The following is a 15906-nucleotide window of genomic DNA, read 5'->3' as shown; positions in this document are numbered from 1 at the left end:
CAGGATGCGTCCGTCGCTGAATTTTAACTACTTGTAACATATTGATTTTATTGAATATTTTTCAATTAAAAAACTGGCATGCAGCCTGCAATAACTCATTCAGCCCGGGCAGATTCCACTGCCCCAACCGAATAAGAGTGAGGAACCCAGGATGACTCGCCAACGTGCCGCCCAAGTGCGTATCTCGCCACTGCATATCCAGCAAGGCCTGTTTGGCGTGCTTGCACTGTTGATCACCCTGATCGCCTGCCAGCAATACCTGAGCTGGGAAAACAGCCAGAAGCCTGAGCCGCTGATCTCGATTCAACACAGCACGCAGACGCACTTCAGTGCCGTTAGCAGCAGTCAGGCCGAAAGCGCCTCGATGCGCATGATGGACGTCGATCAGCCGCAGCCGCTGGATCAACTGCCACGTGAAGAGCGCTGGGTTTTCTGACAAACCAACGAATTCGGGCGCCTGGCGCCGGGACACGCAATATCCCTAAATAGAGAAGTAAGGAGAATCACCATGTTGAGTTGGGCAATTACATTCTTGATCATTGCCATCATCGCCGCCGTACTGGGCTTCGGTGGTATCGCGGGCACCGCCACGGGTATCGCCAAGATTCTCTTTGTCGTGTTCCTGGTGATGTTCATCGCTTCCTTCTTCTTTGGCCGTCGCGGCCGAGGTTAACGATGATTGCGTTAAAGACACTGGCAGCCGCCCTGCTTCTGGGCGGTAGTGCCATGGCGATCGCGGCCAATGATGGCCAGGCGCGGGTCAACGAGCTGCTCAGCTCCGACCCGCAATACCGGGAAACCTGGCAAGGCGTTGTGAAGCATGAAGAGCGCCTCCCGGAATGGGTGATGAACCTGTCCGGTACGCCAGAGCAGCAGATGAATGCCGTGACCGAAGATGGCGATAAGTATCTGGTCGGCCCGCTCTGCGAATCCGCAGACAAGTGCCTCAACCACCGCTTGATCGTAGCGTTCAGCTTCGACAAGAAAGATGCCTACGCCATGCTCGTCGATGTGCCCGAAGGACTGCCGGCCGACAAGTCGCCAACGCGACATGCCACTTACCGTTTCCTCGGCAAACCGGATCAGGGCATGCAGAACCTGTTGATGGAAACGCTGAAGAAAGATCCGAACTGGTACTGATTCGAACATGAGGGCAGCGCCCCGCTGCCCTTTATTGCGCCTGCCCGAGGAAGGTCGGCGCATGACCAAGGGGCCGGGACGTTCTGACTGTTGCAGGGTCGGAGTGACCTACGGGTACAGGGAGTGCCTGCGCGAGGGCCGGGTCAGGGTAAAAGCTGCGACGCAGGTTCGCCGACCCTCAGCGGTTCGACGGACTTGCGCTGAGCTTCGCGCGATACAAAACATTGATCCAGAGCGTCCTGCTCGCCTTTTTATGGTTCAAACTGCGCGCGAAAACATTTCGCCGTGTTTCCTGGCGACCGTATATCGAGAAAGAGCCCCTTTAAAGTGTGGGACTTCTAGTCTGCAAATGTAGGCTTTTTCCTGAATTTTTCGATGAATTCACTCGTTCAAAAAACAACCAACCTAAGCTGAAATGGCCGGTTCACGGCACTTATGCCGGCTGAAATGTCGTAATCGAACCGCTTGGGACGTCAGTTTCATTTAAAAAATCTCATGCCGATTCGGCATAGGGTAGGCGTTTACGGCATTAGACGGCGCAACCTTGCATCGGAATAGTTGCGCCTTTTTTCGCCTGCCGAAGAGCCGTAAATACGCGCTTCGGGGCACCTTATACGGAGGCAGATGCACAGACTTTTCCGCTAAAGAGCGTTCCAGTTGCTGCATGTGCCTGAGTCAAACGCAAGTAAGGGTAAAGATAATGAAGAAGGCAAAACTCAGCCTCGCCTGGCAGATCCTCATCGGTCTGGTTTTAGGGATTGCAATTGGTGCGTTGCTCAACCACTTCAGTGCCGAAAAAGCCTGGTGGATCAGCAACGTCCTGCAACCGGCAGGCGATATCTTTATCCGTCTGATCAAGATGATCGTGATTCCGATCGTCATCTCCTCCCTGATCGTCGGCATCGCCGGCGTGGGCGACGCCAAGAAACTCGGGCGTATCGGCCTGAAGACCATCATCTACTTCGAAGTCGTCACCACCATCGCGATCATCGTTGGCCTGCTGCTGGCCAACCTGTTCCACCCGGGTGCCGGCATCGACATGAGCACCCTGGGCACCGTGGATATCTCCAAGTACCAGGCGACCGCCGCCGAAGTACAACATGAACACGCGTTCATCGAGACCATCCTCAACCTGATCCCGTCGAACATCTTCGCGGCCATGGCCCGCGGCGAAATGCTGCCGATCATTTTCTTTTCCGTACTGTTCGGTCTCGGTCTGTCGAGCCTGCAGTCGGATCTGCGCGAGCCGCTGGTGAAGATGTTCCAGGGCGTCTCGGAAAGCATGTTCAAAGTCACCCACATGATCATGAACTACGCCCCGATCGGCGTTTTCGCCCTGATCGCGGTGACCGTGGCCAACTTCGGTTTCGCCTCGCTGCTGCCGCTGGCCAAGCTGGTGATCCTGGTTTACGTCGCCATCGCTTTCTTCGCTTTCGTGGTGCTGGGCCTGATCGCCAAGCTGTTCGGCTTCTCGGTGATCAAGCTGATGCGCATCTTCAAGGATGAGCTGGTCCTGGCTTACTCCACCGCCTCCTCGGAAACCGTGCTGCCACGCGTCATCGAGAAGATGGAAGCCTATGGCGCACCGAAAGCCATCTGCTCCTTCGTGGTGCCGACCGGTTACTCGTTCAACCTCGACGGTTCGACCCTGTACCAGTCGATCGCAGCGATCTTCATTGCCCAGCTGTACGGCATCGACCTGTCGATCAGCCAGCAACTGCTGCTGGTGCTGACTCTGATGGTCACCTCCAAAGGCATCGCCGGCGTACCGGGCGTGTCCTTCGTGGTGCTGCTGGCGACCCTGGGCAGCGTTGGTATCCCGCTGGAAGGCCTGGCCTTCATCGCCGGTGTCGACCGCATCATGGACATGGCCCGTACCGCACTGAACGTGATCGGCAACGCCCTGGCGGTACTGGTTATCGCACGTTGGGAAGGCATGTACGACGACGCCAAGGGCCAGCGCTACTGGAACTCCCTGCCGCACTGGCGCAGCAAGGAAAAACTGCCGGCTGGCGAAATCTCCAAGAACTGATCGCTGAACCTCTGTAGGAGCTGCCGCAGGCTGCGATATTTTGATCTTGCTTTTAAAGATCGCAGCCTTCGGCAGCTCCTACAGGTGATTGAGGCAAGCCTTACCGACAAACCCCGGCGCAATCCGGGGTTTGTCGTTTCTGGCGACCCCGCTATCATTCGCCGCATCTTCCGGGGGATTTGACTGATGCTTAATGGCCTGTGGCTTGGCTTCTTCGTCGTGGCAGCAATATCTGCGCTGGTGCAGTGGCTGGTCGGCGGCAACGCCGGGATTTTCGCAGCGATGGTGGAAAGCATTTTTGCCATGGCCAAACTCTCGGTCGAGGTCATGGTCCTGCTGTTCGGCACGCTGACCCTGTGGCTGGGCTTTCTGCGCATCGCCGAGAAGGCCGGGATCGTCGAATGGCTGGCCAAAGTCCTCGGGCCGCTGTTCCTGCGGCTGATGCCGGAAGTCCCGGCGGGGCACCCGGCGCTCGGTCTGATTACCCTGAACTTCGCCGCCAACGGCCTGGGCCTGGACAACGCCGCCACACCGATCGGCCTCAAGGCCATGAAAGCGCTGCAGGAGCTCAACCCCAGCGCGACCATCGCCAGCAACGCGCAGATCCTGTTCCTGGTACTCAACGCCTCGTCCCTGACCCTGTTGCCGGTGACCATCTTCATGTACCGCGCCCAGCAAGGTGCACCGGATCCGACCCTGGTATTCCTGCCGATTCTGCTGGCGACCAGTTGCTCGACTATTGTCGGCTTCCTTTCGGTGGCGTTCATGCAACGCCTGCGCATCTGGGACCCGGTGGTGCTGGCTTATCTGATTCCCGGCGCGCTGATCCTCGGCGGCTTCATGGCGCTGCTGGCGACGATGTCGGCCACGGCGCTGGCCGGGCTGTCGTCGATCCTTGGCAACCTGACGCTGTTCGGCCTGATCATGCTGTTCCTGGTGATCGGCGCATTACGCAAGGTCAAGGTCTACGAGGCGTTTGTCGAGGGCGCGAAGGAGGGCTTCGACGTCGCCAGGAACCTGCTGCCGTATCTGGTGGCGATGCTCTGTGCGATTGGCGTACTGCGCGCATCCGGAGCGCTGGACTTTGGCCTGGACGGCATCCGCCATCTGGTGCAGTGGGCCGGTTGGGACACGCGCTTTGTCGACGCGCTGCCGACGGCGATGGTCAAACCGTTCTCCGGCAGCGCCGCCCGGGCGATGCTGATCGAGACCATGAAGACCTCCGGCGTCGACAGCTTCCCGGCGCTGGTGGCGGCGACGGTGCAGGGCAGTACCGAAACCACGTTCTATGTGCTGGCGGTGTATTTCGGTGCGGTGGGGATCCAGCGCGCAAGGCACGCCGTTGGATGCGCGCTGCTGGCCGAACTGGCCGGCGTACTCGGCGCCATCGGCGTCTGCTACTGGTTCTTCGGCTGACCCACAAGGGCTTCGGGCGACCAATTTCTCTGTGGCGAGGGAGCTTGCTCCCGCCGGGGCGCGAAGCGGCCCTGAAAGATGGGGCTGCTACGCAGCCCAGCGGGAGCAAGCTCCCTCGCCACAAAAGCAATGTTGATCGATCAGGGTCTCTGAAGGGCGACTTTCTGGCCTTGATCTACCGCCCACGCAACAACCTTGGCCGTCAGCCGATCACTGGCCTGTCCAAACCCTGCCACCACCGCCGGCACCTGCACATCGCTCAGCGGTTGGCGCTCTTCAAAGCGCCGACTGGCGAGAATCTTCTGGTCATAGCCGCGCACCAACAACGCATCGACGCGCACCACGACGCTGGCCTGATTGCCCTGATACTCGGTCTGAAACGCCTGCAAGCTGCCGCCCAGTTCCAGATCCGCAGCGAAGTTGCTGTCATCGGTGCTGAGCAATGTCACCCGACCATCGCGGGCAAAACCATCGAGCAGCCGATTACGCACCAGCACCGGCGCCGGATCGCTCCAGCGCGAGGCTTTGTAGCTGCTGATCACGTCACCCTGTGGAATCACCGCGATGTTCGGCCGGTTCAGCGCTTCGCTGGCCTGCAATTTGTTCAGGCGCAGCGACCAGTGCTGGGTCGCCGCCGAACTGGCCGGGGCGGGCGCTTGCGCAGCGGGCAGGCGATAGACGTCCGACGGCTCGGCCTTGGGCAGGATCGAGCACGCCGAGAGCAGGGTAAAACTGGCGAGAAAGGCGAAGTGAGTCAGCTTCATGGGGTGAATTCCTTGTTCTTGTCACTGCCCAGCAGGTAGCCGCTGGGGTTGGCCTCAAGGCGTTGGGAAATGCCGCGCAGCGAGGTCAGGGTTTCGCGCAGTTCGCGGATCGCCGGCGCCAGCCCATTGAGGCCCTGCATACCGTTATCGAGGGAGTTCTGGTTTTTGCTCAGCAGGCCGTTGATGGTGGCGCTGCTCTGTTCCAGCGACTTCATCGCCTGCTCGGCACTGCCCAGCGCCTGCTTGCCCTGATCGTTGAGCAGGCCGTTGGCGTTGCGCATCAGTGCCGAGGTTTGCTCGAGCATGCTGCCGGCTTGTTTGCCGACGCTCGCCAGTTGCTGCATGGCCTGACGCAAGTCGCCGCGCTGATCGTTGATCGAACCGGTGGTCTGTTCCAGATGCGCCAGAGTGTTCCTGACGCGCTCGACGTTCTCCGGGGAAAACATCTGGTTGGCATTGTTCAACAGGGCGGTGACGCCGGTCATCAGGTCGTTGCTGTCGTTAAGCAGCCGGGAAATGGGCGAGGGCGATGCGACGATGGTCGGCAATTCGCCGTCGTGTCCGCGCAGTTTCGGACTCTCCGGGGTGCCGCCGCTGAGCTGGATGATCGAAGTGCCGGTGATCCCGGCCAGCGCCAGTTTGGCCTGGGTGTCTTCCTTGACCGGGGTGTCACCGCCCAGACGAATCCGCGCCAGCACCCGGCGCGGGTCTTTCGGGTCGAGGCGCAGGCTGACCACGTCACCGACCTTGATCCCGCTGTACTGCACCGGGCTGCCCTTGGACAGACCGCTGACCGCCTCATTGAAGACGATTTCATAATCCTTGAACTCGCTGTCGACGCTGGACTTGGCCAGCCACAGACCGAAGAGCAGGGCGCCCGCCACGACAATTACGGCGAACAGGCCGATCAACACATGATGGGCTCGGGTTTCCATGTCAGACCTCGTTGAGCAATTTGGCGGCGTCCAGCGCCGAGCGGCCACGCGGGCCGTGGAAGTATTCGTGAACCCACCCGTCATCGGTTTCCGAGACCACGTCGATCGGACCGGCGACCAGTACCTTCTTCTGCGCCAGCACCGCCACACGGTCGGTGATGGTGTAGAGCGTGTCGAGGTCGTGGGTCACCAGAAACACGCTCAGGCCCAGCGCATCGCGCAGGGTCAGGATCAGTTGATCGAACTGCGCCGCGCCAATCGGATCGAGGCCGGCGGTGGGCTCGTCGAGAAACAGGATGTCCGGATCCAGCGCCAGAGCCCGGGCCAGCGCAGCGCGCTTGATCATCCCGCCGGACAGCGACGCCGGGTATTTGTCCGCCGCCGACAGCGGCAGCCCGGCCAGCGCCAGCTTCACCGCCGCCAGGTGCTCGGCGTCGTTGCGGCTCAGACCGGCGTGTTCGATCAGCGGCAGGGCGACGTTCTCGGTCACCGTCAGCGAGGAAAACAGCGCGCCTTTCTGGAACAGCACGCCGAAACGCCGCTCGACCAGTGAGCGCTCATGCTCGGACAGGCTCGGCAGGTTCTGCCCGAACACCTTTACGTTGCCTTCGCTGGGCCGGCGCAGGCCGACAATGCTGCGCAGCAGCACCGATTTGCCGCTGCCGGAACCGCCGACCACGGCGAGGATTTCGCCCTTGTACAAATCCAGATCGAGATTCTCGTGCACACTCTGGCTGCCAAAGCGATTGCACAGGCCACGGACTTCGATCACCGCCTCCGAGGGCGCGCGGGGTAAACGACTCACCAGCCCATCTCCATGAAGAACAGCGCAGCCACCGCGTCGAGCACGATCACCACGAAAATCGACTGCACCACGGCGGACGTGGTGTGCGCGCCGACCGATTCGGCGCTGCCACTGACCTTGAAGCCTTCCAGGCAACCAATGGTCGCAATCAGGAAGGCAAACACCGGCGCTTTGACCAGACCAACCAGAAAGTGCTGAATGCCGATGTCGCTCTGCAACAGCGAGAGGAACATCGCCGGCGAAATCCCCAGCGACACCGCGCACACCACGCCGCCACCAATGATCCCGCAGAGCATCGCCAGAAACGTCAGCATCGGCAGCGCCACCAGCATCGCCAATACCCGCGGCACTACCAGCAGCTCCATCGGATCGAGGCCGAGGGTGCGGATTGCGTCGATCTCTTCGTTAGCCTTCATCGAACCGATCTGCGCGGTAAACGCGCTGGCGGTGCGTCCGGCCATCAGGATTGCCGTGAGCAGCACACCGAACTCGCGCAAAAAGGAGAAACCCACCAAATCGACGGTAAAGATCGTCGCACCGAAACTGGCCAGCACCGTGGCACCGAGAAACGCCACCACCGCGCCCACCAGAAAGGTCAGCAGCGCCACAATCGGCGCGGCGTCGAGGCCGGTCTGTTCGATGTGGGCGACGACGGGGGTGATGCGCCAGCGCTTGGGCCGCAGCAGATTGCGGGCAATGGTTTCGAGGATCAGGCCAATGAAACCCAGCACTTGCAGGGTATCCTGCCAGACCGTTTCCACCGCGCGCCCGATGCGGGTCAACAGTTGCACGCTGACGCTGACTTCCGGCTCCTTGATCGGCACACAGAAGTCGGTCAGCGAGCGATACACCGTTTGCAGCAGCGCGCGGTCAGCCTGGGAAATCGTGCAGTCAGGGTGTTCAGCGGAGCGGCCCAGACGCTCGGAACCGAGCAGCTCCACCAGCAACGAAGCGCCTGCAGTGTCGAGGGCACCGAGGCTGTTGAGGTCGACCACGGTGTTGGCGTCGTACTGGCCGGTCAGTTGTTCGGTCAGGTGCTTGAGCTCGGCGTAATGGGCAAGCGTCCAGTCCCCGGAAACCCGCAGGCGGGCAGGGCTGATTGACGTGTCCAGCTGGGCATTACCGCTCATTGAGCTGCTGATCATAAGCTCCGTGCTTGTTCGGCTATTAAGCGAACTAACGTAATAGCACGAACCGGATTACTTTTCTTTGATCGCTGTGCTGTCTGTCACTTTGAAACGCAGCACGCCGATCACCTGACCGTCTTCAGTCAGCACCCGCACCTGCCACTTGCCCGCCGGGTTACCGGGGAAGTTCTGCTTGTGCGTCCAGGCCCGGTAGCCTTCCTTGCGCCCGCCGTGGATGTCGAGGGCGATGCGATCGACCTCTTTGCCGTCGAACTGCCACACATGGTAGATGCGTTCATCCAGCCCGCGCGGCGCGTTGATTGCGGTGTAGGCGTAGAGGCCGCCGTTGCGGATCTGCTCGGCGCTGACCTCGTCGAGGCTGGCGCCAGGCGTGCGGTCCTGCAACTGCGTGCTGATCGCCACGTCGGTCATCCACAGCGTCGCCGGCGGCACCCACGAGCGCAGGGTCCAGCCGACCGCGCCGATGCCGACAGTGATGCACAGAATGGCCAACGCGTTGCGCACGGTGCGGATCGGAAAGATCGACGCCAGACTCGGGAACGACAGCACCACCGCCGTACCCAGTGCCCATTTGAAACTCTGTGCGGTGGTCAGGTGCATGATCACCGGCAGCGCAGTGAGCAGGGCGGCGAACAGGGTCAGGGTGTGCAGCGCGAGAAACGCCCAGCGCCGAGGCGCCAGCCATTTGTAATAGAGCGGGTCGACAATCGAGATCAGCGCAGCGATGCACAGCAGGCCGGTGAAGATCAGTTGGCCGCTGTTCCACGTCGTCGTGATGAAGAAGAACGGCAGAACGAAAAACAGACTTTCCTGGTGGATCATCTGCGTCGCGTAGCGCAGCAGCGGCTGGGGGATTTCCCGCTTGAAGATGCGCGTGAACAGCCCGGTCAGGGTGTTTTCCAGCATCAGCCAGATCCAGCTGAGCAGCATGATGATGGTGATCCAGCTCGCCAGCCCTTGCTGGCGATCGACCAAAATGAAACTGCCGACCCCGGAGATGAAACCGCCGAGCGCAATGACCCCGGGATAGCGCTTCATCAATTCGAGGATGCGCTGGATCAGCTGGGGTATTTTCGGCATGTGGGCGGTTCACGACTGAATGGGAAAAAACCTCGACAGAGTACCGCCCGCCGGGCGACGTGGCGAGGCTCCCGGTCAGTAAAACCTCTTATTTCTGTGGCGAGGGAGCTTGCTCCCGATCGACTGCGCAGCCGTCGCAAAACCTCAGTGCGCGGTGTTCCTGAAACATCTGAATCGTCGGTATTGGGTCTGCTTCGCAGCCCAGCGGGAGCAAGCTCCCTCGCCACAGGATTCTCTTCATCCTTCGTCTTTGTGTTTGTGTTTGTCCCGACGGCGCAGACGCCAGCCGATCAGGATCAACAGCAGAACCCCGAGACCACCGGCAATCAGCCACAAAACTTCATCATCACTGAGCAACGGCTTTTCGATTCGCAGATACCCCGGCTGCAACAGCAACTCGCGCATGGCCTTGTTCGCCGTTTCCAGGGTCACGCCTTGCAGCTCGCGGGCAGGGTTGGCAAAGCGCCCGTCCTCGTAGTCGCCCAACGCGCTCCAGTAATAGTCGGCCATCGCGCTGTTGCCCTGCACGGCCCAGGCCTGGTGGGCGATGGCGGCCTGTTTGATCCGGGCGAAGGTGTCGGGGTCGAGGCCGTTTTTCAGCAGGTCGGCCTTGAGGTCTTCCAGCACCTGTTTGGCCTCGACAAGATCATCGCGATCAACATCGGCATTGAGGCTCATGAAACCGACCCCGCCGAACACTTCGCGCTCGGCCCACGGCCCGTAGGACAAGCCATGGTTCAGGCGAATCTGCCGGTACAGTGCCCAGTCGAGGTAGTCCTTGAGGATGTCGAAAGTCTCGTCGTACTGATCGTCAAGCATCGGCTCCGGCACCAGCCAGTGCAACTTGGCGCTGTCGCCGATGAAGCCGCGGGTGAGGGTGCGCTCATGGGCGGCGCTGGTGCGGATGTCCGGCAGCTCACGGTGCTCGGCCGGATCCACCGCTTCGAGCGCGCCCCAGGTGCGTTCCAGATAGGCCGGCAGCAGTTTGTCGAGTTCACCGACGACGATCAGCGTCATGTTGTTCGGCGCGTACCAGGTCTTGCGCACCTTCTCCAGTTGCTCCTGGGTCAGGTGCCCGACCTCGGCGCGTTGCGGGCATTTCAGGCCCAGCTCCACCGCCAGTTGATTGCTGGCGGTGTGGCCCAGGTCCTGGCGGTCGAGAAAGCGTTGCAGGCGCGTGTAATGGCCGCCGTCCTCGCGCTCGACTACGCGCTTGGCGGCGTTGATCGCATTGTCGTCAATGCGGGTCTGGGTCAGCAGACCGAGCAGCAAGTCGAGCACTTTGCGCTGATTCTTCGCCGGGGCTTCGATGACGAACGTGGTGTCGGCGTTGCTGGTGAACGCGTTCCACTCACCGCCCAACGCCTGCATGCGCTCTTCAAGGCCACCTTCGCCAGTGGCATCGACACCGCTGAACAACAGGTGCTCGAGCAAGTGCGGCAGCTCTTTTTCATCGCAATCGAAATCGTCGAGGCCGACGCCGACCACCAGACGAATCGCCACATGCCCGCGTTCAGTGCCGGGTTTGAGCAACAGCTGTAATCCGTTGGGCAGCGCATAGCCTTCGACCTGGAAGCGATCAACGGCGAAGGCGGGCAGGGAACCGAGCAACAGACAGGCGAACAACAGGCAACGCATAACAGGCTTCCGTACGGCTGATTTGGAGATCCGTGTCGTCAGTCAGGGCTCCATCGCTGGCAAGCCAGCTCCCACAAGGATTTGCGGCGCTCACAAAACCCTGTGGGAGCTGGCTTGCCAGCGAAGGCGTCCGTGAAGCTGAACTCTGAGTTACTGACTGACCCCAGCCCCAGACGTTCAAGGCGAATGCGTAATGTCTACCATATCGTCTGCTTCCAGCGCCCCGGTATCCGCCGTTTCCAGCACCACATAAGCACTGCTGCAGAACAGCGAATTCAAGCGCTTCATATCCGCAATCAGCTCCAGGTGCAGCGAACTGGTTTCCAGACTCTGCACGATCTTACGTTGCAAACGGCTGACATGGGCGTGGGCCAGACGCCGTTCCTGTGCGCGAAAGCGACGTTTCTCGCGCAACAGCTGACGGGCGCTTTCCTTGTCACCGCTGAGGAACACCGACAGGCCCAGGCGCAAGTTGGCGATCAGTTGCTGATGCAACCCGGCCAGATCCTCCAGGCCTTCTTCGGAAAACGACCGACGCTGGGAAGTCTTCTGCTGCTGCACCTTGCGCAGCATGCGTTCAATCAAGTCGCTGGCCAGTTTCAGGTTGATCGCCAGTTCGATGGTCTCCGCCCAGCGCCGACTGTCCTGCTCGCCGAGATCTTCGCGGGGCATTTGCGCCAGGTACAGCTTGATCGCGCTGTACAGCGCTTCGACGTCATCGGTCAGACGACGCATCTCCTGGGTCACGGCGGTCTGCTTGCCACGCAACACATCGAGCATCGCGTCGAGCATGTTGTCGATCAGATCGCCCATGCGCAGAGTCTCGCGGGCCGCGTTGGCCAGCGCCAGGCTAGGTGTCGACAGTGCCGTCAAATCAAGGTGACGCGGCTTGGCGGTGCCGTTGACTTCCGGGCGCTCCGGCAGCAACCAGGCGCACAGCCGCGCCATCGGGGCGACGCTGGGCAGCAGGATCAGGCAGCGCGCGGTGTTATAGAGCAGGTGAAATCCGATGACCATTTCCTGCGGGCTGAAGTCGAGCCCGTCCATCCAGTGCACCAGCGGATCGAGCACCGGGATGATCAGCAGCAGACCGATCAGCTTGTAAAGCAGGCTGCCCAGCGCCACTTGTCGGCCTGCTGCGTTCTGCATGCTGGTGCTCATGAACGCCAGCACGCCACTGCCGATGTTGGCGCCGATCACCAGGCCGATCGCCACAGGCAGGCTGATCACGCTGGCGCCGGCCAGCGTCGCGGTCAGCAGCACAGCGGCGAGGCTGGAATAGGAAATCATCGCGAACAACGCACCAACCAGGGCGTCGAGGAGGATGTCGCCGGTCAGCGAAGCGAAGATCACCTTCACACCTTGGGCGTGGGTGATCGGCGCGGCAGCTTCGACGATCAGTTGCAGGGCGAGAATAATCAGCCCCAGACCGATGCTGACCCGGCCCATCTGCCCGAGGCGCGTCTGTTTGCGCGACAGAAAGAAAATCACCCCGAGGAAAATCAGCAACGGCGACAGCCACGACAAGTCAAAGGTCAGCACCCGCGCCATCAGCGCGGTACCAACGTCGGCACCAAGCATGGTCGCCAGCGCCGGGGTCAGCGCCATCAGGCCCTGACCGACAAATGAAGTGACGAGCATGGCCGTGGCGTTGCTGCTCTGCACCATCGCGGTGACGACGATGCCGGCGACGAACGCGAGCCAGCGTCTGGACATGTTCTGGCCGATCACATGCCGCAGATTGGTGCCGTACACCCGCAGGATGCCGGTTCGGACGATGTGCGTGCCCCAGATCAGCAGGGCCACGGCAGACAGCAAATTGAGCAGGGTGAGCATGCAGACCCCCTGTAGTAGCAGCGCCCCAGAGGGGCAAGTGGACGGCACCGCGCGGTTTCTACGTCTTGTACTTAAGCTGTAGTCGGCTAACGGACTGGGCGCCAGCATTGCACAGCTAAAGTGCGGATTGAAACAAAAGTGTCATGAAAACAGCTTTATTCATACCCCGCGCAATCACCCCAAATCCCTGTGGGAGCTGGCTCGCCAGCGATGACGGCAGCACTGGCGACATTGATGTTGCCTGACACGCCACTATCGCTGGCAAGCCAGCTCCCACAGGGTTTGGGTACGAGTTCAAAATCCGCTGGAACAAAAAAACCTGTGGGCGTCTGGCAAGCCAGCTCCCACAGGTTTTGTATTGCTATCGGACTACCGGATTACTGCCCCGGCACATCCTTGCGCAGCTTCACCGGGTCCTGCTGTTTTTTCTTCCTGGCGATCGCGGTGCGCATCTTGATGTTGATCGCTTCCACCGCCAGCGAGAACGCCATGGCGAAGTACACGTAGCCTTTTGGCACATGCACATCGAACGCTTCGGCGATCAGTACGGTACCGACCACCAGCAGGAACGACAGCGCCAGCATCTTCAGCGACGGGTGCTTGTCGATAAATTCGCTGATCTTGCCCGAGGCCGCCATCATCACCAGCACGGCGACGACGATTGCCGCGACCATCACCGGCACATGGGAGACCATGCCGACGGCGGTGATCACCGAATCCAGCGAGAACACGATGTCGATGATCGCGATCTGGATGATGGTATAGAGGAAATTACCGCCCTTGCCCGAAGGCTCGTCGCCGCTTTCGTCTTCGCCTTCGAGCGCGTGGTACATCTCTTGCGAGCTCTTCCACAGCAGGAACAGGCCACCGAAGAACAGGATCAGGTCGCGCCCGGAAATGCCCTGGCCGAACACCACGAACAGGTCGGCGGTGAGGCGCATGACCCAGGTGATCGACAGCAGCAACAGGATCCGCGTGATCATCGCCAGACCCAGGCCGAAGATCCGTGTGCGCTGCTGCATGTGCTTGGGCATGCGGCTGACCAGGATCGAAATCATGATGATGTTATCGATACCCAGGACGATTTCCAGGGCGGTCAGAGTAAAGAAGGCAACCCAGATTTCGGGGTTGGTCAGCCAATCCATGTGTATTCCTTTGAGCGAGTGTTAAACCATGACGCCAGCAAGCAGCTGGCGTCATGGTGAGTGAATGCCGTTACATCGTGCTGAACAGCGGGAATGTCCCCAGCAGCAAGGCGGCCACCAGTATGCACAGGCAGACCAGCACTGCCCACTTCAGGGTGAAACGCTGGTGGTCACCGAACTCGATACCGGCCAGCGCCACCAGCAGGTACGTCGACGGTACCAGCGGGCTGAGCAAGTGGACGGGCTGACCGACGATCGAGGCACGGGCCATTTCCACCGCGGTGATGCCGTAATGGCTGGCCGCTTCGGAGAGCACCGGCAACACGCCGTAGTAGAACGCGTCGTTCGACATGAAGAACGTGAACGGCATGCTCACCAGCGCCGTGATCACGGCCAGGTACGGGCCGAGGAAGTCCGGAATCACTGCCAGCAGACTTTTCGACATGGCGTCGACCATGCCGGTTCCGGACAGGATACCGGTGAAGATACCCGCCGCGAAAATCAGACTGACCACCGACAGCACGCTGCCGGCGTGGGCCGCCACGCGGTCCTTCTGCATTTGCAGGCACGGGTAGTTGACGATCATCGCGATGCTGAACGCCACCATGAACAGCACCGGCAGCGGCAGCAGGCCGGCGATCAGGGTGCACATCAGCGCCAGGGTCAGCAGGCCGTTGAACCAGATCAGCTTCGGACGGCGGGCATCGGGGAACTGCGAGACGCTGATTTCGCTGTGATCGATCTCGTCGCCGATCAGGTGCAACTCGCCCAGACGCGCACGTTCACGTTTGCCGTAGAAGTAGGCAATGATCAGGATCGCCACCACACCGGCGGCCATCGCCGGGATCATCGGCACGAAGATGTCCGACGGGTCCACATGCAGCGCACTGGCGGCGCGGGCGGTCGGGCCACCCCACGGGGTCATGTTCATCACGCCACCGGCGAGGATGATCAGACCGGCCATGATCCGCGGGCTCATGCCGATGCGGCTGTACAGCGGCAGCATGGCGGCCACGCAGATCATGTAAGTGGTCGCGCCGTCACCATCGAGGGAGACGACGAGCGCCAGCACGGCGGTACCGACCGAAACTTTCAGCGGGTCGCCCTTGACCAGTTTGAGGATCTTGCGCACGGCCGGGTCAAACAGGCCGGAGTCGATCATCAGGGCGAAGTACAGAATGGCGAACATCAGCATCACGCCGGTCGGCGCAAGCTTGGTAATACCTTCGAGCATCATCGGGCCGATCTTCGGCGCGAAACCACCGAACAGGGCGAACAGGATCGGGATGATGATCAGGGCGATCAGCGCAGACAGGCGCTTGGTCATGATCAGGAACATGAACGTGATGACCATGGCGAAGCCAAGGAAAGTCAGCATGGGATTACTCCAGGCGTAGCGCGGCTAATTGAGTGAGCGGATCGCAGGGGATCAGCGCAGAACGGGAAGCACGAGACGTACGGGCGGAGTTTCAGCGAGGAGGCGGGCTACAGAGGACATCAGAATCACCATTGTTGTTGTTAATTGGGCCTGTCGTGCGAGCGATCACACGCATCGGCCAACCGGTCTGTTGCCGGTAGTGGCGGCGATCCTAATCGGGCAACCTTTCAGCTACCTTTCGTTGACCGGAAAACAGACAGGTCCAGCGGCCGCATCGCGCCCATCCAGATCGCGTGCTCGGTGTGATCGAGCAAATCGTCGCCGGTGTCGGGGTGAAGGAACACCACCAGGCCCTTGCGATTGAGTGCCAGCCACGGCAATACCTCGCCGATCATCTGCGGGCCGAAGGCCAACTGGCAGCTCCAGTCAGGGTGCGGGCCGACCGGGCGTTCATGAACGCGGCCCATCTTCAATGGAAACGACTGCGCGGCTTGCTCACACAACGCGCGTGCCTGATCGATGGTGTCGGCATCGAAATAGATGTGGGCGTGGTAGCCCTTGATCGCTGGCATCTGAAACCCTCGCAAAT

Annotated in this window: 15 protein-coding genes; 5 read left to right on the top strand and 10 right to left on the bottom strand. The window is 60.8% G+C overall.

Annotated elements, in window-relative coordinates; translation table 11 throughout:
• The first annotated feature begins 151 nt into the window (after nt 1-151).
• The 5 genes from GTQ41_RS00365 to GTQ41_RS00345 all read left to right on the top strand — a co-directional run bounded on the left by GTQ41_RS00365 (nt 152) and on the right by GTQ41_RS00345 (nt 4588).
• Complete coding sequence (locus GTQ41_RS00365; RefSeq protein ID WP_047297449.1) at nt 152-436, top strand: hypothetical protein; 285 nt, start codon at nt 152-154, stop codon at nt 434-436.
• A 72-nt stretch (nt 437-508) separates the two neighbouring features.
• Nucleotides 509-673, top strand: a complete 165-nt coding sequence (locus GTQ41_RS00360) for a DUF1328 domain-containing protein (RefSeq protein ID WP_003177151.1) — start codon at nt 509-511, stop codon at nt 671-673.
• Between the two features lie 2 nt (nt 674-675).
• Nucleotides 676-1140, top strand: a complete 465-nt coding sequence (locus tag GTQ41_RS00355) for an inhibitor of vertebrate lysozyme family protein (protein WP_047297448.1) — start codon at nt 676-678, stop codon at nt 1138-1140.
• Nucleotides 1141-1840: 700 nt separating this feature from the next.
• Complete coding sequence (gene gltP, locus GTQ41_RS00350) at nt 1841-3172, top strand: glutamate/aspartate:proton symporter GltP (protein WP_047297447.1); 1332 nt, start codon at nt 1841-1843, stop codon at nt 3170-3172.
• 186 nt (nt 3173-3358) lie between these two features.
• On the top strand, nt 3359-4588 hold the full coding sequence (locus GTQ41_RS00345) for a nucleoside recognition domain-containing protein (protein ID WP_041073662.1): 1230 nt from the start codon (nt 3359-3361) through the stop codon (nt 4586-4588).
• A 140-nt stretch (nt 4589-4728) separates the two neighbouring features.
• On the opposite strand, the gene GTQ41_RS00340 is transcribed toward GTQ41_RS00345, so the two are convergent.
• The 10 genes from GTQ41_RS00340 to GTQ41_RS00295 form a co-directional block, all read right to left on the bottom strand.
• Nucleotides 4729-5352 carry an ABC-type transport auxiliary lipoprotein family protein gene (locus tag GTQ41_RS00340; RefSeq protein ID WP_047297446.1) on the bottom strand — a complete coding sequence of 208 codons (624 nt, stop codon included), beginning with the start codon at nt 5350-5352 and terminating at the stop codon, nt 4729-4731.
• Nucleotides 5349-6287, bottom strand: a complete 939-nt coding sequence (locus GTQ41_RS00335; protein WP_047297445.1) for an MlaD family protein — start codon at nt 6285-6287, stop codon at nt 5349-5351. The genes GTQ41_RS00340 and GTQ41_RS00335 overlap by 4 nt, the downstream gene beginning before the upstream one ends.
• A gap of 1 nt (nt 6288) precedes the next feature.
• Entirely contained in the window at nt 6289-7092 is an 804-nt protein-coding gene (locus tag GTQ41_RS00330; RefSeq protein ID WP_047297444.1) for an ABC transporter ATP-binding protein, read from the bottom strand.
• On the bottom strand, nt 7089-8237 hold the full coding sequence (locus GTQ41_RS00325) for an ABC transporter permease (protein WP_047297443.1): 1149 nt from the start codon (nt 8235-8237) through the stop codon (nt 7089-7091). Before GTQ41_RS00325 ends, GTQ41_RS00330 begins: the two co-directional genes overlap by 4 nt.
• A 54-nt stretch (nt 8238-8291) precedes the next feature.
• The gene (locus tag GTQ41_RS00320) at nt 8292-9320 is read right to left on the bottom strand and encodes a DUF5924 family protein (RefSeq protein ID WP_047297442.1); all 1029 of its coding nucleotides are present in this window, start codon (nt 9318-9320) and stop codon (nt 8292-8294) included.
• Between the two features lie 237 nt (nt 9321-9557).
• Entirely contained in the window at nt 9558-10958 is a 1401-nt protein-coding gene (locus GTQ41_RS00315; RefSeq protein WP_047297441.1) for a pitrilysin family protein, read from the bottom strand.
• A gap of 177 nt (nt 10959-11135) precedes the next feature.
• The gene (locus GTQ41_RS00310) at nt 11136-12794 is read right to left on the bottom strand and encodes a Na/Pi cotransporter family protein (protein WP_047297440.1); all 1659 of its coding nucleotides are present in this window, start codon (nt 12792-12794) and stop codon (nt 11136-11138) included.
• 377 nt (nt 12795-13171) lie between these two features.
• Complete coding sequence (locus GTQ41_RS00305; protein WP_047297439.1) at nt 13172-13939, bottom strand: TerC family protein; 768 nt, start codon at nt 13937-13939, stop codon at nt 13172-13174.
• Nucleotides 13940-14009: 70 nt separating this feature from the next.
• Nucleotides 14010-15317 carry a CitMHS family transporter gene (locus tag GTQ41_RS00300; protein WP_041073646.1) on the bottom strand — a complete coding sequence of 436 codons (1308 nt, stop codon included), beginning with the start codon at nt 15315-15317 and terminating at the stop codon, nt 14010-14012.
• Between the two features lie 227 nt (nt 15318-15544).
• Nucleotides 15545-15889 (bottom strand): DOPA 4,5-dioxygenase family protein, encoded by a 345-nt coding sequence (locus GTQ41_RS00295; RefSeq protein ID WP_047297438.1) that lies wholly within the window; start codon nt 15887-15889, stop codon nt 15545-15547.
• Nucleotides 15890-15906: the final 17 nt, after the last annotated feature.

The sequence above is a fragment of the Pseudomonas sp. AN-B15 genome, from assembly GCF_019056475.1.
Lineage (GTDB): Bacteria > Pseudomonadota > Gammaproteobacteria > Pseudomonadales > Pseudomonadaceae > Aquipseudomonas > Aquipseudomonas parakoreensis.
The sequence above is the reverse complement of the archived record's forward strand: the minus strand, read 5'-3'. Positions and strand labels throughout refer to the sequence as shown.